We start from the raw sequence: 25,970 nt of genomic DNA, 5'->3' as shown, positions 1-25,970 counted from the left end.
AACCATGCAACGCATCCTTCCCCTCATCGCCGCCCAAGCACGGCCGCGGCTCATCGGCGAACCAGTCTCGGCCTTCGCCGACGAGGTCAAAGAAGCCCTCGACGCCCAGCCGCACAGCAAGCTGGTGGTCTTCCCCGAGCTGCACCTCTTCGGCGACGAAAACCCGGACCTACAAAGAACCGAGATCCTGCAGGCAAGCGCCGAACCGCTGGACGGCCCACGGGTCAAAGAACTCAAACAGCTCGCCAAAGACCTGAACATCTGGCTGGTCCCCGGCAGCGTCTGCGAACGCGGACCGGAAGGTCAGCTGTTCAACACCCAGCTGGTCCTGTCCCCGGAAGGGGAGCTGGTCGGCTATTACCGGAAGATCTTCCCGTGGCGCCCGTTCGAGCCCTACGACCCCGGTGACCGGTTCACCACCGTGGACCTGCCAGCCATCGGCAGGGTGGGCCTGAACATCTGCTACGACGCCTGGTACCCCGAAGTCTCCCGCCAGCTCGCCTGGATGGGCGCCGAGGTGATCCTCAACGTCGTCAAAACCACCACCCCGGACCGCAAACAGGAACTGATCCTGGCCAAGGCCAACGCCATCGTGAACCAGGTCTTTATGGTCAGCGTCAACTGCGCCGGCCCCACCGGCCAGGGCAGGAGCATCATCGTGGACCCGGAGGGCAACACCCTCACAGAAGCAACGGACGACCAGCCGCAGCTGCTCACCGCGGAACTGGACCTGGCCGCCGTCGACCGCGTCCGCACACACGGCACGGAGAACCTCAACCGCCCCTGGTCGCAGTTCCGCGAGGGGGAGCCCGCCGTCGAACTTTCCGTCTACCAAGGCCGGATCAACCCGGCCACCTGGACACCGCCGTCCTACAAGCCCTAAGGAAACACCGTGACAACCACCCTCACCCGCACGCTGAAGCTGCCCTCGCTGGTCCTGTTCGGGCTGGCGTACCTGACCCCGATCATCGTCCTGGGGATCTTCGGCATCATCGCCGAAACCACCGGCGGCGCCGCGCCCGCCGCTTATCTCGTGGCGCTCGTGGCCATGCTGTTCACCGCGCACAGCTACGGCCGCATGGCCGTCGCCCACCCCGTGGCCGGCTCCGCCTACACCTACGTCCGCCGCTCCATCGACCCCCGCGTCGGGTTCCTGGTGGGCTGGGCCGTGCTGCTGGACTACCTCTTCCTGCCCATGGTCATCTGGCTCATCGGCGGCTCCTACTTGACCGCCCAGTTCCCTGGCCTCCCCATCGGCGTCTGGATCGTGGGCTTCATCGTGATCACCACGCTGCTGAACATCCTGGGTATCAAGGTGGCGGACAAGGCCAACTACGTGCTGATGGCGTTCCAGCTGCTGGTCCTCGTGTTCTTCGTGGCGCTGGCCATCGGCAACGTAGTGTCCGCCAACGGCGCCGGGGGACTGGCCAGCGGCCAGCCGTTCTTCAACGACACCGCCAGCTTCACCACCATCTCCGCGGGCGCGGCCATCGCCGCATACTCGTTCCTGGGGTTCGACGCCGTCACCACCCTCACCGAGGAAACCATCAACCCGCGCCGGACCGTGCCGCGCGCCATCATGCTGGTGGCCCTGATCGGCGGCGGCATCTTCGTGGCGGTGTCCTACGTGACCCAGCTGGTCCACCCCGGCGGTGTGTTCGAGGACTCGGCTTCCGCGGCCAGCTCGATCGCCCTGCAGATCGGCGGGCAGCTGTTCGGCGCTGTGTTCCTGGCCGGGCTGGTGGTGGCGCAGTTCGCCTCCGGCCTCGCCGCCCAGGCCAGCGCCTCCCGCCTGCTGTACGCGATGGGGCGCGACTCCGTCCTGCCCAAGGCCGTCTTCGGCAAGCTCAGCGAGAAGTTCCACACCCCCGTGGCGAACCTGGTGATCACGGGCATCGTGGGCCTGATCGCGATCTTCCTGGACGTGGCCACGTCGACGTCGTTCATCAACTTCGGTGCCTTCACCGCCTTCACGCTGGTGAACGCCTCGGTGGTGTTCCACTATGTGCGCCAGCGCCGTGCCGGGCAGCAGCTGAACCCGGTGTCCTACGTGGTGGTCCCGGTGATCGGCGCGATCATCTGCGCCTACCTGCTCTCCCGGCTGGACAGCAACGCCATTACGCTGGGGGTGTCCTGGCTGGTGCTGGGCGTGCTGGTCCTGGCCCTGATCACGCGCGGGTTCAAGGCCGCGCCGCCGGAGATGACGGCCACGGAGAAGGCGACGGTCGAGGCGGCTGCCTGAGCCTGTCAGTTTGTAGTGCGGCCGGTGGGCCGATGGAAGGAACTCTTGTGAGGATTGCGTTGGGGCAGCTGGAGTCGGGCGCCGACATACGTGCCAACCTCGCCGCGATGGACCGGTTCGCCGCCGAGGCAGCGCGCGACGGCGCCGCGCTGGCCGCCTTCCCGGAGTACGCCACCTACGAGAAAAAGAAGGTGGACGCGACCTTCCCTCGGGTGGCGCAGCCGCTGGACGGGCCCGTCTGCCAGGAGCTTGCCGGCATTGCTCGCCGCCACCGAATCGCGCTGGTGGCAGGGGTGGTGGAAACGTCGGAGGAGCCGGGCAGGGCGTACAACACGCTGGTGGCGTTCGGGCCCGACGGCGGCCGGCTGGCTTTCTACCGTAAGATCCACCTTTTCGACGCGCAGGGCTTCGGGGAATCAACGTTCATCAAGCCGGGCCCGTCCACTGCCCCGGTGGTGTTCGAACACGGGGGAGTGCGGTTCGGGCTGATGACCTGTTACGACCTGCGGTTCCCGGAGCTGGCCAGGTCGCTGGCCGACGCCGGCGCGCAGGTCCTGCTGGTCTGCTCGTCCTGGGTGCCGGGCGAGCATAAGACGGAGCAGTGGCTGGCGCTGAACGCGGCCCGGGCGATCGAGAACAGCGTGTATGTGGCGGGGGTGTGCCAGGCGCCGCCGGTGTCGGTGGGGCGGAGCGTGCTGGTGGATCCGATGGGCGTTGCGGAAGCCGACCTCGGCCTGGAGCCCGCGGTACGGGCGGTGGAAATTTCGCTGGAGACCGTGGACCGGGTTCGGGACTCGTTCCCGATGTTCCGGCAGCGGCGGTTGTAGGGTGGCGCTCTCGGCGGGATGGCTGCCGCCAATCCGGGTAGTGGGGTCTTCTCCGTCTACGCCGCCAAGGCTTACGGGCCGGTGGCCGGTGCCACGGTGGGCTGGCTCTGGTGGCTGCAGCTCGTGGTGGTCATTGCCGCGGAAGCGCTTGGGGCGGCTGGCCTGCTCACGACGATCTTCCCGGCGCTGCCGGTGTGACTGATGGCCTTTGTGTTCATCGTGGTGCTCACTGCCGTGAACCTCACGAGCGTGAAGAACTTCGGCGAGTTCGAGTTCTGGTTCGCCCTGCTCAAGGTGGCGGCGATCGTCGGGTTCCTCCTGGTAGGCGCTGCCCTGCTGTTTGGCTGGCTGCCGGGCGCGCAATCGCCGGGCCTGGCCAACTTCACGGGAGACGGCTTCGCGCCGAGCGGTTTTGCCGGGATTGCCACGGCACTCTTTGTGGTGGCGTTCGCGTTCGGCGGCACGGAAATCGTGTCCGTGGCCGCAGGTGAGACCGCGGAGCCGGCCCGCAGCGTGAAGAAGGCCGTCCGGACCGTGCTGTGGCGCATCCTGGTGTTCTACATCGGTGCCATCTTCGTGATCGCAGCCGTGGTTCCCGTCGGTTCGGCCGGGCTGAAGAGCCCGTTCGCTGCCGTGCTGGACGCCGCTGGCATGCCTGGCGCCGCCACCGCCATCACCCTGGTTGCCGTCGCAGCACTGCTCTCCGCCCTGAACGCCAACCTTTACGGGGCCTCGCGAATGGCTTTCTCTCTCGCGGAGCGCGGTGAAGCACCGCGGCTGCTTGCTGCGGTCTCCAAGGCGCGGGTTCCGGTGGTTGCAGTCCTGGCCAGCGTCGCGTTCGGCGTTGTTACGGTGGTGCTGGAGCTGGCTTTCCCTGAGATGGTCCTTCCCGTCCTGCTCAATCTCGTGGGCTCCACCTGCCTGCTGGTATGGACGTCAGCGCTCCTCGCTCAGCTCGCGCTGCGGCTGCGCTCCGACCGAGAGGAAACGGAACTGCCCCTGCGGATGCCCGGCTTCCCGTGGCTCACTTCCCTTGGTCTGGTCATCCTCGCAGCAATCTTCACGGTGGGCTTCATCGGCGAGGATTCCCGACCCCAACTCCTGAGCACATTCGCGCTCGTGGCGGTTCTGGCGGTGGGGTGCTGGATGAATCGCCGTAAACGGGACGCTCGGCCGCCTGCTGAATCTTCAAACGGTGACAAGCAGCCGGTGCTCATCGACTGAAGCACGCGCTTGTTGCAATTGCGGGAGGTTCCTGTCCGCGAAGCGCACGTCCGTTTGATCTGGGGCGTGCCTCGTATGGCCGGCCCGTCCCTTGTAACGCGTTGCCGGGGTCTCGCCGCTCCTCCTCGGCGTCTCGATTTCATAATGATGCGTCCCCGGCTATCTAAGATTGATGCCACTCCCTGTGGCTTCTGGTTGAATGACCGGCATGAGTTCAACTGCAGCACGTACCGCGAACGGGCGAGACGATTTTACGATGGCAACAAAACGAAAGCTCGCTTCAAGAGTCGGTTATGTATGTTCAGATCCTGATTGTGACACCCAGACTATCGGGCCTTCAGATGACGCCGTTTCTGGCATTGCCCATACTGGAGATGCCGCGCACATAACTGCGGCTTCTCCTTTGGGGCCCCGCTACGATTCACGGCTAACTCCAGCTGAGCGTAGGCACGCCGATAATGGCATCTGGCTCTGCAAAAAACACGCCTCTTTAGTTGACTCCGAGTACTCCCGGTACTCCGTCGAACTGCTCAAGAGTTGGAAGAGCCGAGCAGAAGAATTGACGCGGTTGCGGCAGGGGAGCGTTGGAGCCATGGATACCACATCGCTATTTTCTCATGAACGAGCGCTTCTTACCGACGAGGATGAGAAGACGGCCAGGGCACAGCTCTCTTCCTGGATCACTGACTTTTTTGGTGATGTAGGAATCAAACAGCTTCTCGGCGAGGCCGATAGATCTGTAGCTGAGAACGTTGTTTTCGAAGTTGCTTTGAACGCCCATAGGCATGAAGGCACTCGAGCATTCCGGATCTTTAGCCAGTCGAACAATATTGCTCTTCATTACGAGTCTAATACGTACTATGGGTTAGAAGAGCTCATGGCAGAAGCTCGAGGAAGAGGCGGGTTCGATTCACTCGAGATGCTCGAGACGGAGACGCAAGGGCGGGTCAACCTGAATTATCGGGCTTCCAGCGGTCACAGCCAGTGGATTTGCTCAGTTGCCAGGCTCGGTTACGCAGATGACCCATGTGCGATAAATCTGCACGACATGACGGACGTGGAGTTGGAGATATTCAAATCGGACTGTGTTGGCTGCACCCAAGTCCACGTTCATGGACATTTGCATGATCACAGCAGTGACAACTGGGTTACCGCACGGTACGTCAAGCAACTGGTGGATGAGGGATATCAGGTCGTAGTGCACAGTAAGCCGGGGCCAATGGCAAAGCACCTACGGAAGACGATTACAGACATGCTGGACGGACGGGAGAACTTCGAGTTATCTGTACATGCCTGAGGATCACCGAGACATTTCGCTTTATCTCGGAGGCAGGTGCGGCTGGCTGGATGGCGGCCGGCGCCTTCGCCTACTAGCTCTGTTTTCCAGCAAATAACAAATCAGAGGTGGATCTTGTTGACACCCGAAGTGTCATGACTGATCGGATGCCCTGGTTCGTTGGTTCTGGACCGGACAGAGGGGGAAGCATGCAATGCATAGCGCTACCGCCAGTCCTGCCGATAACCGGCGAACCTGTTCCTTGGAAGCTTCGATATGCCAGCCTTTTAGTGAGCCAGCCTACCTTTCTATTGGTTCGGCTCATCGGCCGTGCGGGCAAGCAACTCTGTACCCATCACCTACGATGCTGCAAGGAAGATTAAGGAGAAACATGCTGACAACGGCCGCCGTTCGGGGACTCGTCGGAGAATTTAACCACACGATAGCTCTAGAACCTGATTGGCAGTTCGCCATCGCTTACGGGTTGAACGGCGTGGGCAAGACAAAATTTCTGGAGTTGATCAATGCCTCTATAAACCTCGACTTAGGTGGCCTCGCACTCGCATGGTTTACACGACTTGATCTGCTGGCCGATAACGGAGACAGGCTAACGGTCAGCAAAGTTTCGATTGCGGCTGAAACCGACGATGAGCCAGTGGAGAGGGTGACATATCAGCTCATTGCGGAGGAACAGGAAGAGTTGGTCGAATGGATCGCTCCGCTCGAAGAGGACCTTTCGCTCCGGCGACGCATTCAAAGGAATACGCCTTATGTACCGGTGCCAGGCTCACCGACTCTTTGGCGTGATCCGCACGACGGTGAGATAATAGAGTATTCAGAGCTCCGCGAGCGGTATAGCCCTCATTTTCCTTCTTCTCGCAGATCCGTGCGAACAAGCCCCCCTGATGCGTTAAAAGCGTTTTTGGCTAGAAATAAGACTTACCTGATTGAGACTCAACGACTAGCAAGCGTTCCGCCACCAAATAACCGTTCCAGAGTTGATAGTCAGTCGTCGCCCAAGTGGAATGTGGAAGCCTACGCGGGAGATCTCCAGCAGCGGATCGAACGTTCACTGGCAGACAACTCTTTAGCCTCACAACGGCTAGATCGGTCTTTTCCTCGTCGTATTATTGACCAGCAAGTTGAGGATGCGATGACTGAAGAGGACATTCGTGAACAATATCAGCAGCAGGACTTGCATCGCCGTCGCTTGGTAGATATTGGGTTGACATCGGCAGAAATGGATGTCCCTCTACCCGCAAAAGAGCTCAAGGATTGGCAGCGCGCCGTTTTAACAACCTATCTGCAAGACAACGCCCAAAAGCTATCTACGTTTGATGACCTTTTGCTCCGAATCAGTCTGCTCGAGGAGCTTGTGAACGCTCGTTTTCTTCGCAAGGAAATTGTCATAGATGCACGTAATGGTCTGACGGTCCGATCTCTGACATCCGGACATCCGATTCCTGCCAGTGGCCTTTCTACCGGTGAGCAACATGAATTAGTTCTCATGTATAATCTTTTATTTCGAGTAGAGCCTGGTACCTTAGTTCTTATTGATGAGCCCGAAATCTCTCTACATGTGACTTGGCAGAAGAGTTTCCTTGCGGATGTAGCGCGCGTTGCAGACTTGCGAGGTTTTTCTTTCATAGTGGCCACCCATTCTCCACAGATTATAGGTAAATGGTGGTCAAGAACTGTAGAGCTAGGCCCGGGCGAAAATGCTTGAAGATCTTGATGGAAATGATCTCTTCAACAGCCTTATGTTGGAGCGCGGACAGCGGACCTCCCGAGTTGTAGTTGTCGAAGGCGAAAGCGATTACAACCTTTTGGCGGATTTTCTTCAAAATGAAGCGTTGGAAGTGATCGTGGGTTATGGGAAAACGAGTCTGCTAGAGGCAAGTCAGTTTTCCCTCGATCTCTTGCCTGACGTTGTTTTCTTGATTGACGCGGACTTCGATAGGCTTACTGGCGCTGCAAGTAGTTATCTCGATAATATTGTGGCTACGGACTTTTACGATCTTTATATGGACGCTTACTTTAGTGAGCCCGATGCTCTTGTGCGCGTTGCACGTCGCTTTCTCAAACGTTCCCATAAGGTCTCACCCGAAGAGGGTATCAATTCCGCCATCGTAGCGGCAGCTAGAGTCGGCCTCATTCGATACGTTTCAAGGTTGCACTCTTTCAATCTTTACCTGGAGAACTTTCCGATGCACTTAATAATGGGTGATGCATTGGGGCATGTTGACCTAGTTCGGGTTGTGCGGCTAGCTCTGAAGAGAACGAAGAGTACGAGCGGTGAAGAAACTGAAGTTTATGCGATTGCTGATGAATTGCAGCGCAGTGTGGAGAGCAATTATTTGGTGAACAGTCATGACCTGTTGGCAGCCTTCCATGCCGTCTGTTCGAAGTTTGGTGATGCAGCAGTCAGTCACAAAATGGACGGACTTTTTGAGTTGGCTGTTGATAGGGCTGTATTCAATGATATGCCCGTGATCCAGAGGATCCATCAGCGATTAGGTTAATAGATTGCCGTCGCAAGCACTTCCGGCGTGAGGCAAGCCCTTCTCCTCACCGACAAATGAAGCTGCATTATTTTCACGACCGATGGTGATTGAGGGCTCATTGCGCGGTATTTTACTGGTGAACTGTTATCAGTATCTCAAGGTGGCACATGACTGGAAAGTGTTGCGGGAGGGGGTGGTAGAGCGCCTTCAAGTGGGTCTCTACGAGCTCCTTGACACGGATTCCCTCAGCAATCTTCTGAGAGCTACAGATCTCCGTCCGGCTTTTACGCCGGCAGATGTGTTTGCGACAGCGGCGGCTGTTGTTGAGGTGTCTGGACTTTATGACTCGTAATCGTAAGGCCGGGAGATCGAGCCTCGCCACCGCTACAGGCTAAACCCCCGGAATCCCCGAGATTCCGAGGTTTTTGCGTTTAGACACAAAGGGCCTGTGGAGAGTAGTCCTCGTCTTCCCTGGAAAACTATCCATTTCTCCTGCTGGTGGCTACAAAATGGCTATAGTTTGACGGGCTGAGGCCGCCCGACGCGGCCTTGCGTCCCGGTGATTTGCCGTCATTCTCCGGCAGATGCCCTTAGGTGGCAGGGCAGCCCAGAAGTGCCGGTTATGGTTTACGCATGACGATTGGTTGGGGGACGCCTGTCGGTTGGACGGGCATGAGGGAAGAGATAGCCGCCATGTACGGCGGAACGCGCTATGCGGGCATGGAGACGCCGAGCTCGTCGCCGAATATTCTGCTTTTCACGGATCCCGAGGTGGGTCGTGAAAACGGATATGAGTTCGATGGGTGGTCTATCGACGGCGAGGTCTTCTCGTACACAGGAATGGGCCGGGTTGGGCCCCAGAAGATGCAGAAGGGCAATCTGCAGACCCGGGACCACAAGAAGCTCGGAAAGGCGCTCAGGCTCTTTGGAGTGGCTAATAAGCCATCCGGCAAGGGTGGGTTGCCTCGCGTGTATCTCGGAGAGTTTGCCATAGACGACAAGCAGCCCTACTCGGTAGAGGACGCCCCGGGAGTTGATGGCGTAATGCGCACTGTCTTCGTCTTCCACCTCCGGCCAGTGGGCGACGTGCTTAGGCGTGCTGAGGATGTCACCCACCAAAGTGTGGCTCCCACTGCTGCTGGTTCAGTGACTGAAGTGCCGATGGAAAAACACGAGGTTGACGCGTTCGAGCAGGCGGCCACGAAGGCTGGGATCGCTGAGAAGCGCGAGCTGGCGCTCGTGGCCTCTTTCCGCGCGGTACTTGAAGGACGGGGCAGCGTGGTGAACCGTCACAAGGTGTACCCCGTGGGAAGTAGCAAGCCCCTTTTCACGGATATTCACGACAAGACCAATGGAGTCCTGTACGAGGCGAAAGCTGACGCTACCCGACACAGTGTGCGGTTGGGGCTGGGCCAGCTCCTTGATTACCGGCGCTATGTCACGGGAAAGTCTTGCCGCTTGCTTCTACCTGCAAGACCGGACGCCGACCTATTGAAGCTATTGAGCGAGTACCAAATTGACACTGTTTGGCGAGAGGGGGACGGCGACTCGTATTCGATTTCAGCAGGGGGACTCGTACAGGCTTTTTGAGCCGCCCACCAGCCGTGCCTTCTGACACAGGCACGCTTGCTTCCAAGATAGTCGGTGGCAGCAGATAACCGCTATGACTAAGGCAGGGGCGCTCGATGCTGTGCTTCACGCCTTTTGACCACATGTTTGATTAGGATGCAGAAATGACCAGTGAGAGTGTTCCCGCTGAAGGAGTCGAGAACTTTCTCGACTTCAAGCTCTCCGGTGGCCGATTTGAAGTGGATGGATTTCCACTCGATGCGATGGGCGAGCTGGCAAATTATCAGCGACTCCTGTTTGAAGTTGCGAAAGACCTGTGGCGCAGTAAAAACCCAAACAAGAAAACGCTGCCACGCCATTTTGAGGATCAGTTGCGGCTCGGCTTGAAAGTCGTGCGAAACGGCAGTGCAGTGCCGGTAGCGGTTCGACCAAGGGAACTGGAACTGCAGGGGCAGCCCGACCTCCTTGCGGAAAGCAAGGAGTTCATCAACGCCGCGTTTGAGAAAATTGTGCAGGACTTTGAATTGCCTGCGGGTCTTTCGCCAGACACCATCAGCGCCTTCAAGGCCATCGCCCGCGATCTTGATTCGAAAGAGTCGTATCAGTTCAGGCAAGGCACTGAAGAGGCAGTGGTTTACAACACTCGCCTCAGGCGCCGCCTTCTCGGGCAGCTCGATGACGCCCCTCCCAAATCCAGTGGTGTCCTGGTTGGAAACATAAAGTCGCTCGATCCTTTTGATCAAACGTTCGTTCTTCGCACTGCTGCCGGGGGTGAGATCCCGGGCGAGTACTCCGATGTAGCAAGGTTCGAGGAGCTACACGAGGCGATGAATCTTCCAACAGATGCGGCATGGGTCCGGCTACGGTGTGAATTTTCGATAAAGCACGGAAAGAGGAAAGATCGCGTTGTACGAATCCACGATGTTGAGAACTTCGAGTCTTTTGACGTGCAGAAAGGCCCGCTGTCGGTCGAGTTGGCAGAACTGGCTTCACTGAACCCGGGTTGGCTCGACGGTGATGGGGAGATCATTGAGCTACCGTCAATAGAATTCGCTCGCGACCTGTTGGGGACGCTCCAGGAGGAACGACTGGCGCAGCCGGCTGTGTTTCCAACGGAGGCCGGCGGTGTTCAGTTGGAGTGGCTGTCGCAACAGCGGCATATAGCTATCACTGTGGAGCCTGATCTGACGATTGAAGCGTTTTTCCTGGATGCTTCGACGGATAGCCGAGAGCTGGCAAATCCTGTGGGAATCGCCGCAGTGAGAGACTTTGTAAGGAGGCATCTGAATGTCTAGCACCGTGGGCGGCCCGCTGCCCTTCGTTCCCCTCATCGACGGCGAGGTCGAAGTAGAGGACGGAGCTGAGTTGTATTTTCGACAGTGCAACCCAATGTTTTTTAGGGCCGGCCAGCCATCCGATCTAATGTTCAAACCATCTTCATCCGATGGGGAAAAGCTTTCTGGCTCTCGATCCCGCAGAGCTACGGCCAAAGCAGCTTATGAATTCCGTAACGGTCAAAAGAAGGGTTCCACTGCGGGAACGTGGTGCATCTCTGTGGACGAGGCAAGGAGTGTTGGAAGTCGTGTGGTAGATGACGCCGAATCTTCCGAGGCGCCCCCTGCCCCGATTCCTCCCGGGCACGTCTACCTGGACCTCCGGCCCTTTTCAGCCCTCGACAAGGAGGAACGCCGGGTACTTCGCTCGACGCTCCTGCTGGCTTCCCTCAAATGGGGGCGACAGTTCCCCCTGTAGGTGTCACGGGCGGCTGAGCGATGCCAGCGACGGTTAACGTTGTGAGTTGCTTTACTTTGACAGGTAACGATAGAGCGTGGCGACAGAGACTCCTACTGCGTCTGCGATCTCCTTAGGGACATGACACCAGCGGCATGGAGTTCCTTTGCTCTCGCCACCTTGGGGCTCAGCAACCGGGGCCGCCCACCTACACGGCCTCGGGCCCGTGCCGCTGCAAGACCAGTGTGAGTGCGTTCAAGAATCAAGTCCGTTCATACTCAGACGCGCCTCAAAGATGCCCAGCATGAGCTTTGCCTGTGCCTTGTTCCCGCCGGTGCTCAGCATGGGTTGTCCAGCATGGGTTGTCCAGCACCCGCACGCCCAGGCCCCGCTCAGCTAGTTCCTGGAACAGGTGCACCAGATTCCCCAGGGAGCGCCCTAAGCGGTCCAGCTTAGCTACTACCAGCGTGTCCCCTTCTCGCAGCGAGTCAAGGCACTTATCGAAGCCAGGGCGATTTGCCTTGGCCCGCTCACGCCGTGATCTCGGAACAGATGCCGGGAGTCATCCTTGACACCTGCCGCAAGCAGGGCGTCCCGCTGGACGTCTGTGTTCTGATCCGCCGTGCTGACTCCCCTGTAACCGACCAATGCCATGTGGACTCCAAATTCTCAGGTACTCAAGGATTTTTTGAGATTATGGGACGTCGATTATGCGACGAGTTATGAGAAAACAATCACCTTGTGATTCTGAGGGCCAACAGGTAACGGATGCCTGTTATTCTCATATTCAGCAAACGATCCTTTGCCGAGACGTCCCTGTAACTGCCCAGGGCATTGGCTGACCCGAGGAGGTGTGCCAGTCGGAATACAGTTTCGTGCTCCATTGGCTGTGGCGTAGTCATTGCCTGGTTGGAATGTGTAACGCAACGCGCGGGAGACTGTAACCGTGCAGGCGCGGCAGGAGGTCCACTAGATTCCCGGGCGCTGTTGTTAGCGGAGGAATCGGCTGATTTTCCCGAATCCCAAGAACCTGGAGAGGCTCTGTTCGCTACGGGGGACAGAGCCTCTCCGTTTTCATTATCAACAAAGGAAGAGGAAGAGATGAACACGCAGGAGAACGAAAACAAGCTGCAAGTCGGCGGCGTTTTCGAAATGGAATTCGTAGTTGCAGGTGCAGCACAACATTCCGAGTTCCTTGCCCTTCGGCAATGATTTCGCTACGCGTTGAGTCGCTGCGAGCGTCGCACTTCATACCTGCCAACGTCAGGCAGGTAGTCGTTTTGCGCAAATCTGACCATGCGTGCCCATTCTGGGTCCGTTAGATCAACGCCCCAGTCGTCACTCCGCTCCGCGCCTAGTGGAGCCGCCCATTCGCTTATAGGGTCCAGGATGCGGAGCACGTGACGGCGGGCAACGCAGTCGTGTTCCAGTTTTACGTGCCCCGCCGGATCACCGGAGAGGTATCTGAAACCCGAAGCGATGTCGTCCGTAACTTGGCGACTGGATTCGACGAACCTGCCAGGAAGCAGCCGGCCATCGACGGTGTAACCCAGAAGGTGCCGACGGCCCCCAACGGTCACCTGACCGACCACCAGTCGTGCATCTCCGTTGGGTGGGCGTGAGTTCAGCCACGCGAACGACTCTTCCAGATCCTCAGGCTCATCGGGATGGAGACGCCCCGGCATGGACGGCTGAGTTTTGAGAGGGAACCCCGTCCACTCCCCACGCTGGTCACGATGAACGATCTGGGGCGCAAGCGTTGCGAATGCGCGCAGCACCGAAAGCATCGTGCCAGTGACCTCCTGCCCCCGGAGCCGTGCCTCAAACGCCGGCCGTAGCGACTGAGTGCGCGGACGCAGGGAATCATGCGCTGCTGGGGGCACTTCGTCCCAGGCCACATAGATTCGGAGGCCATGGAGTCCTCCAACCAGAGCGCCGGAGTCCTCCGAAGGGCGGACGACATGGAGCACGTGTTGGCTGACGTTTCGCACATACTTGATGGCGTTTATGAGCTCTCCAATGGCTGTCCCATAGAGCGCCGATTGGTACGCCTCTTTTTCAGTGATGCTGCCGCCCAGGCGCTCATTCAAGGTTTGAGCTGCGGAGAGGAATGTTCGGACCTCGGTGCCCAGTGACTCCACATCCGCCGACGTTGCGGTTTTCGCGTAGAACGCCGATGCGGCCACCTGGATGTCACCCATCAGCGCGGTGAGGACGGTTACCTCATCAGATGTGAGATTAATCGAGTTCATCCTCAAAATGTTAGACGCGGTCCGCTGTGGGTGACGCAATGGTGTCGGCGGCAGAATCTGGTCGATGGAAGATCCGCCGCACCACACGTTGACTTCGCCGCCCTGGCCTGCGAGGGCATCGATGTCTGCCAGCTGCTTCGCTTCCACTTTTTCAACGGAAGTGAGACACCCGTTGGAGTGGGCGAAGCGCTAAGCCTTATTAGCTGGCGCCGCTATGTCGGAAAGAGGAGACCTCCAAGCCTCCAGGACGGCAGTATGATCGATGCCTGTGTACGACGAAGCTTCCTCGCTGTTTGAAATAGACGGGCCTGTCCCGTCGCCCAACGTCCTTGCTCCGCTTCCGATCAAACCCGAGCAAATACAAACGATTCGTGATGCCTTTGAAGAGGCTGGGATGGTCAGTCAGGACGAACGCAAGGCTTTGATCGAATCAGTCCTCGTCCGTGAGGTCGCAAGCCTTCGCGAGCTAAAGGCCGTCGAAGCACAGCGGATTCTTCAGCGCATCGAGGGCTTGCATAGTCGCAAGCCAGTAAGCACGGGATCGGCATGGGATAACCGCGAAGAAGATACCTGGATCGACAAGCTCTAGCGTCGGGCCACCGCTCTAGCGTCGGGCCACCGCTCTAGCGTCGGGCCACCGCTCTAGCGTGGAACACCTGTCCGTGCCGCGTAAAAGTGTGCTGCGCCTATTCGCGTCTCACATGGTCTTGAATTGATAGACCAAATAATTCCGGCAGAATAGATGACCTACCCCCGCCATTGCGGGATGAACTGGAATCTTGTAAGGGAGAACGTGACTGAGGACGAGGCAAGGGAGTACGCGGGCGGCTTCCACTTAGCAGTTCAGCCGCTATCGCTTTCCGAATTGGAGAGCTATCTGGCCAGGGCAGCTGATCTCCTGCGGGGCAGCATCGACCAAGCTGACTTCAAGGCCTACATCTTCCCGTTGATGTTCTTCAAGCGCATCAGTGACGTCTATATGGAAGAGTTTGCCCAGGCGTTGGAGGACTCCGGCGGCGACCATGAGTACGCGCTGTTCGCGGAAAACCATCGGTTTTCAATCCCCGGAGGTCATCTTTGGGGCGACATCCGCAACCGGACTGAGAACATTGGCACCGCCTTGCAGACGGCGTTCCGTGAGATCGAGAAGGCGAACCCTGAGACTCTGTACGGGATCTTCGGTAATGCAAGCTGGACGAACAGGGATAAGCTGCCTGACCGCAAGCTCGCGGACCTCGTTGAACATTTCTCAACGAAGACGCTTTCCAACGCGGCGGTTGCCCCAGATGTCTTCGGTAACGCGTACGAGTACCTGATAAAGCGCTTCGCCGACCAGTCGAACAAGAAGGCCGGCGAGTACTACACTCCCCGCTCGGTTGTCCGCCTGCTCATCAACATCCTTAACCCGGTAGACCAAGAGAGTGTCTATGACCCGGCTTGTGGAACTGGCGGAATGCTGATCGAGGTCATCGAGCACGTGAAGGCCGCAGGAGGTAGCCCCAAATCTCTGTGGGGCAAACTCTATGGTCAGGAGAAGGTCCTCGCTACATCAGGGATCGCCCGAATGAACCTGCTGCTTCATGGCGTCGAGGACTTTAAAATCGTTCGTGAGGACACGCTCCGCGAACCCGCCTTCTATAGCGGCAACCACCTCGCTCAGTTCGACTGCGTCGTGGCCAATCCGCCGTTCTCACTCAAGAACTGGGGCGAGAGTGAGTGGGTATCCGATAAATGGGGGCGGAATAACCTTGGGGGCGTTCCGCCGAAGGGATACGCCGACTGGGCCTGGGTCCAGCACATGCTCACGTCCGCACGCACCCAGAACGGGCGGGTTGCCGTGGTCCTGCCCCAGGGTGCTCTCTTCCGGCAGGGCGCCGAAGCCAGAATTCGGACACATATTCTCAAAGCTGATCTCGTCGAATCGGTAATCGGGCTCGCCCCAAACCTGTTCTACGGTACGGGACTCGCCGCCTGCGTTCTCATTCTCCGGCACGAGAAGCGGCCCGAGAAGAAGGGCAAAGTGCTCTTCATCAACGGCAACAAGCTCTTCAAGCGCGGACGCAATCAGAACACTCTCGAAACCGAGCACGCAGAACGGTTGCTCGACGCATACGAGCTGTACCAGGACCAGGACGGACTCAGTCGTGTTGTGAACCTCGCGGAGATTGCTGGTCACGGCTACAGCCTCAACATCCCGCTCTACGTCGCACCTGAGGACGAAGGGGAGGAACTGACGCTGGCCGATGCGCTGGCGAATCTCGAAGCCGCCCATACTAAGACAGCCGAGACCCGCAGAGCACTCGAAGCCGAACTCGCGAAGTGGGGCGTCGGACAGGAGATTTTGGCGTGACTACCCGTATCACACAGCGTGAACTAGAGAACTACCTGTGGGGTGCTGCCGTCGTGCTGCGTGGCCTCATCGACGCCGGCGACTACAAGCAGTACATCTTCCCGCTTGTATTTCTGAAACGTATCTCTGACGTGTACGACGAAGAACATCTAGCGGCGATGGCGATTTACGACGATCCCGAACTCGCCGACCTGCCGGAGAACCACCGCTTCGCCGTCCCGACAGGTTGCCACTGGGACGATATCCGCGGCGTTACCGAGAACATCGGCGCGACGATCTTGAATGCGATGCGGGCGATCGAGTCTGCCAACCCTGACACTCTGACCGGTGTGTTCGGCGATGGAGACTGGGGCAACAAAAACCTCCTACCGGACTCAACGCTGTCTGACCTCATCGAGCACTTCTCAACAGAGACCCTCTCCATTGCAAACCTGCCCGAGGACGAACTCGGCAATGGCTACGAGTACCTGATTAAGAAGTTCGCCGATGATTCTGGTCATACTGCCCAAGAGTTCTATACAAACCGCACCCTGGTTCATTTGATGACACTCATGCTGGATCCCGAGCCTGGAGAGTCGGTTTACGACCCCACCTGCGGCACCGGGGGAATGCTGATCTCCGCCGTCGCTGACTTGAGGCACCGGAGCAAGGAATGGCGCAACCTCCGGCTCTACGGTCAGGAGCTTAATTACGGGACCTCCGCGATCGCGCGAATGAACTTATTCCTTCATGGCATCTCTGACGGGCACATCGCACACGGCGACACCCTCGCGCGGCCAGCCTTCCATGATGCCCAAGGCCGCCTCCAGACGTTTGACGTCGTGCTCGCAAACCCGCCGTACTCGATCAAGACGTGGAACCGCGACGCCTTCGCGAAAGACCGCTACAACCGAAATACGTGGGGCGTGCCACCCCAGGGGCGAGCGGATTATGCTTTCTTTCAGCACATAGCCACGAGTCTCGACCCGAGGACAGGCCGCGCTGCAATCCTTTTCCCGCATGGCGTCCTCTTTCGCCGCGAAGAAGCCGCCCTCCGCGAAGCGCTGGTGAAGTCCGATCTCATTGAATGCGTTCTCGGTCTGGGGGCTGGTCTTTTCTACAACAGCCCGATGGAGGCGGTCGTCATAATTCTGCGCACGACTAAGCCGGAGGAGCGCAAAGGCAAAGTCCTCTTCATCAACGCCGTCAACGAAGTTGCCCGTGAACAGGCGCAGTCTTTCCTCCGTGACACACACCAAGCAAAGATCCTGAACACGTACGGCGAGTTCAATGACATCGACCAGTTCGCAGCGGTTGCCACGATCGACCAAATTGCGGACAAGAACTTCAGTCTCGCCATCCCGCTCTATGTTCAGGGGGCAGGGTCAGCAACCGACGGTGGGCATTTGGCTGTTCTAGAAGCAGCCACTGAATGGCGCGCTGCTGCGACGGCCTCGGATTCCGCCGTCAGCCATGTCGTTAGGTTTCTGCTCGAGGAGGTTTCATCATGAGCCTCAGCCTCGACAAATCCACATGGAAGCGGGTTAGCTTCGGCGACGTCATTGATAGCGTTACTGAACGCGTTAATGACCCATCTGAGGCCGGAGTCGATCGCTACGTTGGCCTCGAACACTTGGATCCCGGCGTAATGACGGTCCAACGCTGGGATACTCCTGACAAAGTGGCAGCGCAGAAACTGCGCTTTAAACCGAAAGATGTCATCTTTGGCCGACGACGCGCGTACCAGAAGAAGGTGGGCCTGGCCGAATTCGAAGGCATCTGCTCAGCACACGCGCTAGTACTGAGAGCCCGGCCAGAGTACATTCGCCCAGATTTCTTGCCAGTCTTCCTGTCAAGCGATTACTTCCTTGAACGTGCTATCGCTATCTCCGTGGGTTCGCTTTCGCCCACAATCAACTGGCGGGACCTGAAGATCCAGGAGTTTGAACTCCCACCCCTTGACGAGCAGCAACGTATCGCTGATCTTCTCTGGGCTCTGGAGCGCCACCGGGCGTCAGTGACCGACCAGGCGACCGTACTGAGTCAAGTGCGAGATCGATGGATCGAGGCTGGACTTCCCCGCGAAGTCAGTCAGACTTCTCTGGGTGCGGTCTCCTCGGTCGTGTCAGGTGTGACCTTGGGGCCGGCTCGCCGGACGATACGCCACACGGCTCCCTATCTTCGCGTGGCAAACGTACAGCGAGGATCGTTGGACCTAGACGAAATTAAGGAAGTTGGAGCAACAGCCGCCGAAATAGAGACGAAGGGGCTGCAGCGCGGCGATGTGCTCGTGGTGGAGGGGCACGCATCGGTTTATGAAATCGGACGAGCTGCCATCTGGGATAAGGATGAGTCACCGCTATTCCAAAATCATTTGTTCCGGGTTCGTGCTGCTGCCGGTTTCCGCCCTGCTTTCTTATTGGAGTGGATCAACAGCGAGCGTGGTCGGGCCTACATCCGGACAGTGGCCAAGAGCACTAGCGGGTTGAATACCATCAACAGCACGGTGCTGAAGGCCATGCCCGTCCCAGAAGTAGAACTAGAACAGCAGGACCGTCTCCTCAACATGCTCATGCAACTCGACGCGTGTCGTTCTGCGGTCGAGGATGAGGCGGTAATGATTGCCTATCTACGTTCTTCTCTTCTCGCGGATATTTTTGGGGGCAGCTGATGGTTCAGTTCAATGAAGCCAACTCCGTGCGCGACTTCGTGCGCGATCTGGTGAAAGCGCCCGACGTGCCATTTGTGCCAGGTACCAATCTCCCGCGTCGCACGGACGAGGTGATGCTGGAGGGCGTGCTCAAGGGGGCACTGATGGACTTGAATCCCGAGATCGCCGCTAACCCGGCAAAAGCAGATGAGGTTATCTACAACCTCCGAGCTATCCTGCTGTCTGCTCGCACGAGCCCACATCCAGTGGTGGCGAACGAGGAATTTATGGCATGGCTGACGGGGCAAAAGTCGATGCCGTTCGGTCCGAATGGTGAGCACACCACTGTCCGGCTTATCGACTTTGATCGCCTGGACGATGATGCAGCTAATCGCTGGACCATCTCGACCGAGGTTACATTCAAGCAAGGTCGCCTGGAGAAACGTCTCGACCTGGTGCTGTGGTGTAACGGCTTACCGCTTGTAATCGGGGAAGCCAAGACACCGATTCGGCCGGCGTATACGTGGATTGACGCTGCCGCGCAGATCCACGACGACTACGAGCAGAGCGTACCGCAGTTCTTCGTGCCGAATGTGTTCTCGTTCGCCACCGAGGGCAAGGACTTCCGCTATGGCACGGTTGGGATGCCCATTGAGCTGTGGGGTCCGTGGCGTGAAGAGAGCACTGACGAAGATACGCCGGCCAAGATTGGGCTCGCGGCTCTGAAGGAGGCGGTAGAGGGTGTCCTGACCCCTTGCGCGGTGCTGGACTTCCTACGGTTCTTCACCCTTTATGCGACGGACAATAAACACCGGAAAATCAAGATCATCGCGCGGTTCCAACAATTCCAGGCAACCAACCTGGTTGTAGAGCGGGTGCTGCTCGGCAAGATCAAGCAGGGCCTTATCTGGCACTTCCAGGGCTCGGGAAAGTCACTGCTCATGGTATTCACTGCACTCAAGCTCAGAGCCATGGCGGAGCTGACCAACCCGACGATCTTGGTCGTCGTCGACCGCATTGACCTGGACACGCAGATCACCGGCACATTCAATGCCTCTGATGTCCCCGGCCTGGTGTCGACGGACTCAAGAGAACAGTTGCAGACGCTCCTTAGCCAAGGTGCTCGGAAGATCATCATTACGACGATCCACAAGTTTGGTGAGGCCCCCGGCATTCTGGATCCGCGCGGCAATATCATTGCGATGGTCGACGAAGCCCACCGCTCTCAAGAGGGCGACTACGGCCAGAAGATGCGCCAGGCGTTGCCCAACGCGTTCTTGTTCGGTCTCACCGGCACCCCGATCAACAGGCGTGACCGCAACACGTTCATGTGGTTCGGGTCCCCGCAGGATGACGGTGGGTACTTGTCCCGCTACTCATTCAAAGACTCGATCCGTGACGGGGCAACGCTACCGTTGCACTTTGAGCCGCGCCTTTCGGAAATTCATGTGGACCAGGAGGCAATCGACGCCGCATTCGAAGAACTCGCTGACGACCGCCACCTGTCCGATAGCGACAAGATCACCCTGTCGAAGAAGGCCGCTTCGATCGAGGTTCTGATCAAATCGCCTTCAAGGGTAGCGAAGATTGCCGCCGACATCGCTAGCCACTTTCAGCAAAAGGTCCAGCCCGAAGGCTTCAAGGCGCAGGTCGTCGCCTACGACAAGGCATCGTGTGTCGCATACAAAAGCGAACTCGACAAGCACCTAGGCCCAGAGACATCAACGGTCGTCATGTCAAAGACGCGAGGCGATGCATCTGATTGGGCGAAATGGACGCCCGGTGCAGAGGAGCTGGAGCAGGTCCTCGCGAGGTTCAATGACCCTGCGGACCCGCTCAAGATCATCATCGTCACGGCAAAGCTCCTCACCGGGTTCGATGCACCGATTCTATACTGCCAGTATCTCGATAAGCCCCTAAAGGAGCACACCCTCCTGCAAGCGATCACCCGCACCAACCGGGTGTACCCACCCAACAAGACTCACGGGCTGATCGTGGACTACCTCGGCATCTTTGACGACGTAGCCAAGTCGCTGGCCTTCGACGAGAAGTCCGTGCGGCAGGTCATCTCAAACATCGAGGACCTCAAGAAGCAGTTGTCTCCGATGATAAATGCGGCCCTGTCTTTCTTCCCTGGGGTCGACCGGACGGTGGGCGGGTATGAGGGCTTGGTTCAAGCGCAATCCGCGATTGCCGATGATGCTACTAAGGATGCCTTCGGCTTGGGATACAGCGTCGTCTCCCAGCTGTGGGAGGCGCTCAGTCCCGATCCGATGCTCGCGTCTTACCGTGACGACTACCGCTGGCTAACTGACGTCTATGAGTCGGTGCGTCCGTCCGATATCACGGGACGTCTGGTTTGGCACGCACTCGGTGCCAAGACGGTCGATCTGATCAACCAGCACATCCGGGTCGAGCTCCCGCAGGGTAATGAAAGCATTGTGCTTGATGCCCAAACTGTCGAGGACTTGATGCTCGGTAAGCGTGAGGACATCTCCCCGGAAGAGATTGAGACTCAAATTACCGCTCGCATCGCCCGTCACCTGAACAACCCAGTCTTTATCGCGCTCGGCCAGCGTCTCAATGCTCTACGAGCGAAGTACGCGGACATCCAGCAGTCGAGTCTCGAGTTCCTTCGGGAGTTGCTGGAGCTCGCCCGTGACACAGTAGCGGCCGAGAAAGCCGTCAACGAGGTTCCCCGCGAGGAACAAGGCAAGGCAGCACTCACTGAGCTGTTCGAAGCGGTCAAGACCGATGAAACGCCGATTATCGTCGAAAACATTGTTAGCCGCATCGATGAAGTCGTCCGAGCCGTTCGCTTTGTGGGCTGGCAGTCAACCATCCGTGGGGATCAAGAGGTACGCCAGGCACTCCGCAAGACTCTTTACATACAGTTCAAGATCCGAGACAACGACGTCTTCGAAACGGCGCTGGGCTATATCAGGGAGTATTACTAGCGCTCTCATCCCTCGTACAGATCGCTAACCCGTGCGAAACTGTTCCGGCAGCGAGACGTCTTCAGACGATAGCTAGGCGGCCCTAAGTATCAGTAAGGGGTGCCGCAAGGATCTTCCTGGCCATGCCGTGTCGGAGGATACCTCCACAACCATAGGTTCCTCTAGCGGTGAAAGGCACAGCCCTGGACAGGTTTAACCGGGACAAAGAACCCGTGGCCCTGAGGTAACGAACGACGCCAGCTGTTCCCGGACAAGGGCCGGCAGTTGTGCTCTTGAAGCCACTAAGCGCGGCTGCAGGGCGTCAAAATTCAGCCTCTCAGTGGCCCTAATTACGGCTTCCCCTTCCAAACAGGCGGCCGCGCATATCTTGCCGTTCACCGGGGGGGCTGGTGCGGTTTGTTCGAACACCGGCAACCAAACCCGCGTAGGATAGGCCGGTGACTGCTGAACCAGACCAGCCCCGTTTCCTGACTATGGCGCAAGTCGCAGATGAGTTGAACGTGAAGCAAAATCTTGTTCAGGGCCTCATCAAGACAGGGGAGTTGCGGGCTTTTCAGGTCGGTGGCAGGGGCCTTTGGCGCATCGGCCGCCAGGACGTCGAGGACTACATTGAGCAGGCGTACCGGCGCACCGCCGAGCGGATTGCTGTTGGTGAGCTCGAAGATGGCACGGAGATCGGCGACCAGGAATAGCCAATCGGGCATATTGCGACGCCGAACGTTCAGGATCGCGCGCTGGGTTCGCCTAGAGCGGGGCTTGAGACGGTGAAGAAATCTGCTCGATGCTCACTGATCTCCCGTTACTGGTGATTGCTGATTTTTTGCTCGACCGTGCCCGCCCCTGTGCGGTCGGCCCTGCCGCCAGCCCGGGATGACTGTGTTGAGTTCCGCTTCTTTAGCTGCCGCTAGTTTCCCGGCGCGGTAGTCGATGCGCTGGGTGTGCAGCCAGATCCCCAGAACGCGTTCTTCGCTGTCCTCGGTCTTGTTGTGTCGTGGCCAGTCGTTGCCGGCGGCCAGGTAGCAGGCCACTTCGTTTAGGCGCCGCTTCCAGCGGGCTGCGTCCGCGCCGCGTTTGCCAGGGTAGTCCCGCCAGCCAGGGATGTCGTCCAAGGCCTCGCTATAGGCGGGGGAGAGGGTATCGGCGGCTGCCTGTTCGCGGCGACGTGTCAGCCACCCCGCCAGCGCTGACTCGCGAGCGGATCGGCCGTGGACCGGAAGGCGGCCTTCCACTTCATAGAACGCCAGGAGGTCTTCGACGTTCCGCTGGCCGGCCTCGGTGGTTCTGGGATCGAATGCCGGAAGGGCTGCTTTATGGGTGTCCCGCAGGCTCGGATCCTGCTTGGCAGCGATCGCGATGTGGTATCTGACCGTCGTCTCGGCAGCGCCGGCGAGCGCCGCGATCTTCGGGGTCGGGATACCTTTGCGGTACATCAGCACCCACTCGACAGCCGGGGCAGGTCGCCGCCTGGCTGGGGTCATTGACTGTTCTGCTTCGTCACCTTGGGCCGTGCAGCCCGCGTCAGCTCCGCAATGCGCGGCCGCAGGAAGATGATGGCCAGGACTACGGCGTACACTGCTAGGAAGGCTACAGCGATCATGAAGACCGCGTATAGGACGCCAATGATGCCGAAGGCTGGACTCAAACTAATTACTACCCCCCCAATCGTTCTTGCCCCTAGGCTACGCGAGGAGCGCCCACCACGTTGATCCCGTCAGCTTGCGCCGCCTTCACGCCCCGCTCAGTGGATATTCGCTGGTCTCACGGCAAAGGGTGGAAGCTAGATGATGAGGACACGTTGTACTTGAAAAGCCGCGATCTGGACATCCTTGGATTCTTATCCTTATTGGGGGTATGTGGATGGTTGGTCAGGCACATCCTGCGATCAGCGTTCATATCCATCTCTTAGATGCAGGGTGGATGGGGCTATAGCCACCTCTTAGACAACCATGCCTACGACGGAGGTGGCCTCACAATTATTGGCTTAGAAAAACCGCCAGATGGCTACGGCCAGTTTCGCTGCCAGATGGATGGAACGCCAACTCAAACGCCCCGTGGAGCGGCTCGACCGGCTGCAAGGGGAAGGTCAAGGAGTCAACGTGGCGCCTGGCGAATACCGGGAAAACGGTCGCCCGAAGTGGCAGGTTGTTACACCTTTCTTCCAGACCACCCACCGCGTGCTCAGGGTTCGGTAGGAAACTGGCCGTTCGGCAAATCATTACGGCAAGACTGCACATGAATACGCCTACAGGTAATCCGCAGGGATTCAATACCGGCCAGTCATCACCATTTACTGCCATGCCCTCAACCTAGATCAGCAACCCGATGCCCTGATGGCAGAGGTGGACGCACTGGCGGCATGCATTGCTGAACCCATTCCGGTCGGAGGGGGACAGCGAAGTTGAACAGGCCGAACGCGCCCGGTTAGGTACTAACGGATGACACCTCAGCTGCCGTGTCGGCAGGCTTAGCCTCCACCAGTTTGAGTGTGAACGCCCACAGCAGCACGTCCTCGCCCGGCAAGTGCCAGTCCCGGTCGGCGCCCGGCGGAAGCCCAGCGACCGGTACAGGGCGTGGGCGCGTTCCATGAACGTTGCGCTGGTGATGCTGATCGCGTCGATACCGGGCAGTTGCCGCGCGTGCTCCACGATCTCGCGCACCACGGCCCGGGTCACGCCGCCGCCTTGGCAAGCGGGGTCTTGGGCATCGCGGACAATCATGCACTTGGTGGTGAAGATGGCGCTGTCCCGGAACGTCCTGTAAGCCGCAACCGGCTGCTCGCCCGGGAGCATCAGCTCCATCGCGTCACCCGGAAGGACATTCTTCGACGAACATCCACGTGGTTACTGCTGCTGCCTCCATAAGAGCCCCCTTTTCTTGGCTTCACGAACCCGCCCAGTCTCCTAAACTCCGAGTCATCGGCGTTCAGGCGCGCTGAGGCGTGGTGTCAGGACTGGGACTGCTGCATCACCGAGACGTGCCCCGCGCGGGCCGCACGCTCACCCACAGAACGCAGAGGAAGCGCGGAACATCGAATACCGGGGATCAGCATGTCCCACCAGCTGTCCCAGCGCGTTCACACCCTGCGCATCTGCAGCCCCCATGTCCGTGGACAGCCACCGCACAAGCAGCCCGGCATCACCACTGGACCGCACAGCCGAACCAACCGCCAGGTCCAGCTGGTCCCGCAGCAGCTGCACCGCCAGGACGCCGGACCGGCTGAGCAGCGGAGCGGTGTAAGCGTCCAGCGCTTCCACTACCAGCCCCTCGCGCAGCAGCCGCAGCACCCGGCCCGAGTCCGAGCACCCGGCCAGCCCGGCAGCCAGCCGGTACGGATTCGACTCCACGGCGTCGCCCAGCACCGACCGCACCCGGAACATCTCTGTCCGTATGGCCTGCGATGTGCCGGCATCCCCGTGCAGCTCATACGCCAGTTCCTCGGCGCTCCACCCCTGCGACCGCGAGTCCAGCAGCGCCAGGATCTCCGCCCGCCGCAGCGTCAGCGGCACCCGGCTTCCGTCAGCAAACTCCGCGGCGGGCCTGTCCCCGAGCAGCTCCAGCGACGAGACCCCAACAGCAGGCCGCCGGACATCCTGCCGCGACGCACGCGCGGAAGACGAAGCACCCAAGGAGGCGCCGCCGTCGGACGTTCCCAAAAGTGACTCCGCCACCCATACCGCGCACCGCACCATCCGGAGCGTATCCGCGCTGATGGTGTCCAGCGGCCCGGAAACATCGAGCACACCAAGCAACGCGCCTGTCAAAGGGTCCATGATGGGCGCCGCGGTGCAGGCCCAGTCGTGGTGGGTGCGGACGAGGTGCTCGGCGGAGAACAGCTGCACGGGCACGCCGGTGACAAGCGCCTCGCTGATGGCGTTGGTGCCGATCCCCGCCTCGGACCAGTCCGCACCTTCCGAGAACTCCAGCCGGTCCGCCCGCCGCAGCGCCTCCCGGCTGCCCACCCGCCACAGAATCTCGCCGCCGGCATTGGTGAGCACCAGAAGGTGCCGGCCGGAACTGGAATCGTCGGCCAGCAGGTCCTGCAGGGCCGGCATCACCCGCTGCAGCCGGTGCTCCCGCCGCAGCTGCAGCACCTCGGACGGATCGTGAAGGTGCCGCGGGCTGTGCTGGTCCGGGCTGATGCCCAACGCCATGGACCGGCGCCACGACTCGGCCAGGGGTGTGGGGATCTCCGGGCGAGTGACACCGGAGATGACCAGCTCGTGGGCGCGGCGCAGGGCACGCGCGTACTTCGCCGGGTCCGAAAACCTCAGGCCGTAGTCCACCGTCTCCTCCTCACCCCCGGCGCCCTTGCCGGCAGTGCCCATGTAACGCACTTGTTACCCCCGCCGCGTTCCAATAGTGATGCAGCTCACGACCGCCCCAGCATACCGCAGGGACCCCGGCGGGAC

General features: G+C 59.3%; 17 protein-coding genes and 4 pseudogenes. 15 read left to right on the top strand and 6 right to left on the bottom strand.

Annotation, left to right across the window (positions count from 1 at the left end; translation table 11 throughout):
• The first annotated feature begins 4 nt into the window (after positions 1-4).
• The 9 genes and pseudogenes from ARTSIC4J27_RS15320 to ARTSIC4J27_RS15280 all read left to right on the top strand — a co-directional run bounded on the left by ARTSIC4J27_RS15320 (position 5) and on the right by ARTSIC4J27_RS15280 (position 10,937).
• Positions 5-883, top strand: a complete 879-nt coding sequence (locus tag ARTSIC4J27_RS15320; RefSeq protein WP_083435494.1) for a carbon-nitrogen hydrolase family protein — start codon at positions 5-7, stop codon at positions 881-883.
• A 9-nt stretch (positions 884-892) separates the two neighbouring features.
• Complete coding sequence (locus ARTSIC4J27_RS15315) at positions 893-2,242, top strand: APC family permease (protein WP_050056066.1); 1,350 nt, start codon at positions 893-895, stop codon at positions 2,240-2,242.
• Between the two features lie 47 nt (positions 2,243-2,289).
• On the top strand, positions 2,290-3,069 hold the full coding sequence (locus ARTSIC4J27_RS15310) for a carbon-nitrogen hydrolase family protein (RefSeq protein ID WP_050056065.1): 780 nt from the start codon (positions 2,290-2,292) through the stop codon (positions 3,067-3,069).
• A 6-nt stretch (positions 3,070-3,075) separates the two neighbouring features.
• Positions 3,076-4,293, top strand: a pseudogene (locus ARTSIC4J27_RS15305) (amino acid permease); the annotation flags it as partial.
• Between the two features lie 208 nt (positions 4,294-4,501).
• On the top strand, positions 4,502-5,590 hold the full coding sequence (locus ARTSIC4J27_RS22585; protein ID WP_152683892.1) for a hypothetical protein: 1,089 nt from the start codon (positions 4,502-4,504) through the stop codon (positions 5,588-5,590).
• A 370-nt stretch (positions 5,591-5,960) separates the two neighbouring features.
• Entirely contained in the window at positions 5,961-7,295 is a 1,335-nt protein-coding gene (locus tag ARTSIC4J27_RS22235) for an AAA family ATPase (protein WP_161799581.1), read from the top strand.
• Positions 7,288-8,091 carry a hypothetical protein gene (locus ARTSIC4J27_RS15295; protein ID WP_083435492.1) on the top strand — a complete coding sequence of 268 codons (804 nt, stop codon included), beginning with the start codon at positions 7,288-7,290 and terminating at the stop codon, positions 8,089-8,091. Before ARTSIC4J27_RS22235 ends, ARTSIC4J27_RS15295 begins: the two co-directional genes overlap by 8 nt.
• A 654-nt stretch (positions 8,092-8,745) precedes the next feature.
• Entirely contained in the window at positions 8,746-9,663 is a 918-nt protein-coding gene (locus tag ARTSIC4J27_RS15285; protein WP_152683891.1) for a restriction endonuclease, read from the top strand.
• A 143-nt stretch (positions 9,664-9,806) separates the two neighbouring features.
• Positions 9,807-10,937, top strand: coding sequence for a hypothetical protein (locus tag ARTSIC4J27_RS15280; RefSeq protein ID WP_050056060.1), 1,131 nt, complete (start codon positions 9,807-9,809; stop codon positions 10,935-10,937).
• Between the two features lie 508 nt (positions 10,938-11,445).
• Here the strand turns inward: ARTSIC4J27_RS15280 and ARTSIC4J27_RS23595 are convergent.
• From ARTSIC4J27_RS23595 to ARTSIC4J27_RS15270, 3 genes and pseudogenes are all read right to left on the bottom strand, one after another.
• Positions 11,446-11,505, bottom strand: a pseudogene (locus ARTSIC4J27_RS23595) (helix-turn-helix domain-containing protein); the annotation flags it as partial.
• 157 nt (positions 11,506-11,662) lie between these two features.
• A pseudogene (locus tag ARTSIC4J27_RS23590) lies at positions 11,663-12,027 on the bottom strand (recombinase family protein).
• A gap of 563 nt (positions 12,028-12,590) precedes the next feature.
• The gene (locus ARTSIC4J27_RS15270; RefSeq protein ID WP_050056058.1) at positions 12,591-13,772 is read right to left on the bottom strand and encodes a hypothetical protein; all 1,182 of its coding nucleotides are present in this window, start codon (positions 13,770-13,772) and stop codon (positions 12,591-12,593) included.
• 121 nt (positions 13,773-13,893) lie between these two features.
• Here ARTSIC4J27_RS15270 and ARTSIC4J27_RS15265 point away from each other — a divergent pair, with 121 nt between their 5' ends.
• The 6 genes from ARTSIC4J27_RS15265 to ARTSIC4J27_RS15240 all read left to right on the top strand — a co-directional run bounded on the left by ARTSIC4J27_RS15265 (position 13,894) and on the right by ARTSIC4J27_RS15240 (position 22,253).
• Entirely contained in the window at positions 13,894-14,214 is a 321-nt protein-coding gene (locus tag ARTSIC4J27_RS15265) for a hypothetical protein (RefSeq protein ID WP_235436707.1), read from the top strand.
• 204 nt (positions 14,215-14,418) lie between these two features.
• Entirely contained in the window at positions 14,419-15,975 is a 1,557-nt protein-coding gene (locus ARTSIC4J27_RS15260; RefSeq protein WP_050056168.1) for a type I restriction-modification system subunit M, read from the top strand.
• Positions 15,972-17,465 carry a type I restriction-modification system subunit M gene (locus ARTSIC4J27_RS15255; protein ID WP_050056056.1) on the top strand — a complete coding sequence of 498 codons (1,494 nt, stop codon included), beginning with the start codon at positions 15,972-15,974 and terminating at the stop codon, positions 17,463-17,465. Before ARTSIC4J27_RS15260 ends, ARTSIC4J27_RS15255 begins: the two co-directional genes overlap by 4 nt.
• The gene (locus tag ARTSIC4J27_RS15250; protein ID WP_050056055.1) at positions 17,462-18,625 is read left to right on the top strand and encodes a restriction endonuclease subunit S; all 1,164 of its coding nucleotides are present in this window, start codon (positions 17,462-17,464) and stop codon (positions 18,623-18,625) included. The genes ARTSIC4J27_RS15255 and ARTSIC4J27_RS15250 overlap by 4 nt, the downstream gene beginning before the upstream one ends.
• Entirely contained in the window at positions 18,625-21,561 is a 2,937-nt protein-coding gene (locus tag ARTSIC4J27_RS15245) for a type I restriction endonuclease subunit R (protein ID WP_050056054.1), read from the top strand. Before ARTSIC4J27_RS15250 ends, ARTSIC4J27_RS15245 begins: the two co-directional genes overlap by 1 nt.
• A 437-nt stretch (positions 21,562-21,998) precedes the next feature.
• Positions 21,999-22,253 (top strand): helix-turn-helix domain-containing protein, encoded by a 255-nt coding sequence (locus ARTSIC4J27_RS15240; protein WP_050056053.1) that lies wholly within the window; start codon positions 21,999-22,001, stop codon positions 22,251-22,253.
• 93 nt (positions 22,254-22,346) lie between these two features.
• Here the strand turns inward: ARTSIC4J27_RS15240 and ARTSIC4J27_RS15235 are convergent, their stop codons facing one another.
• From ARTSIC4J27_RS15235 to ARTSIC4J27_RS15225, 3 genes and pseudogenes are all read right to left on the bottom strand, one after another.
• Entirely contained in the window at positions 22,347-23,039 is a 693-nt protein-coding gene (locus ARTSIC4J27_RS15235) for a helicase associated domain-containing protein (protein ID WP_152683890.1), read from the bottom strand.
• Between the two features lie 943 nt (positions 23,040-23,982).
• A pseudogene (locus ARTSIC4J27_RS15230) lies at positions 23,983-24,420 on the bottom strand (GNAT family N-acetyltransferase).
• 137 nt (positions 24,421-24,557) lie between these two features.
• Positions 24,558-25,886 (bottom strand): GAF domain-containing protein, encoded by a 1,329-nt coding sequence (locus tag ARTSIC4J27_RS15225; RefSeq protein WP_050056051.1) that lies wholly within the window; start codon positions 25,884-25,886, stop codon positions 24,558-24,560.
• Positions 25,887-25,970: the final 84 nt, after the last annotated feature.

Source organism: Pseudarthrobacter siccitolerans (assembly GCF_001046895.1).
Lineage (GTDB): Bacteria > Actinomycetota > Actinomycetes > Actinomycetales > Micrococcaceae > Arthrobacter > Arthrobacter siccitolerans.
This window is presented reverse-complemented; position numbering and strand designations above follow the sequence as displayed.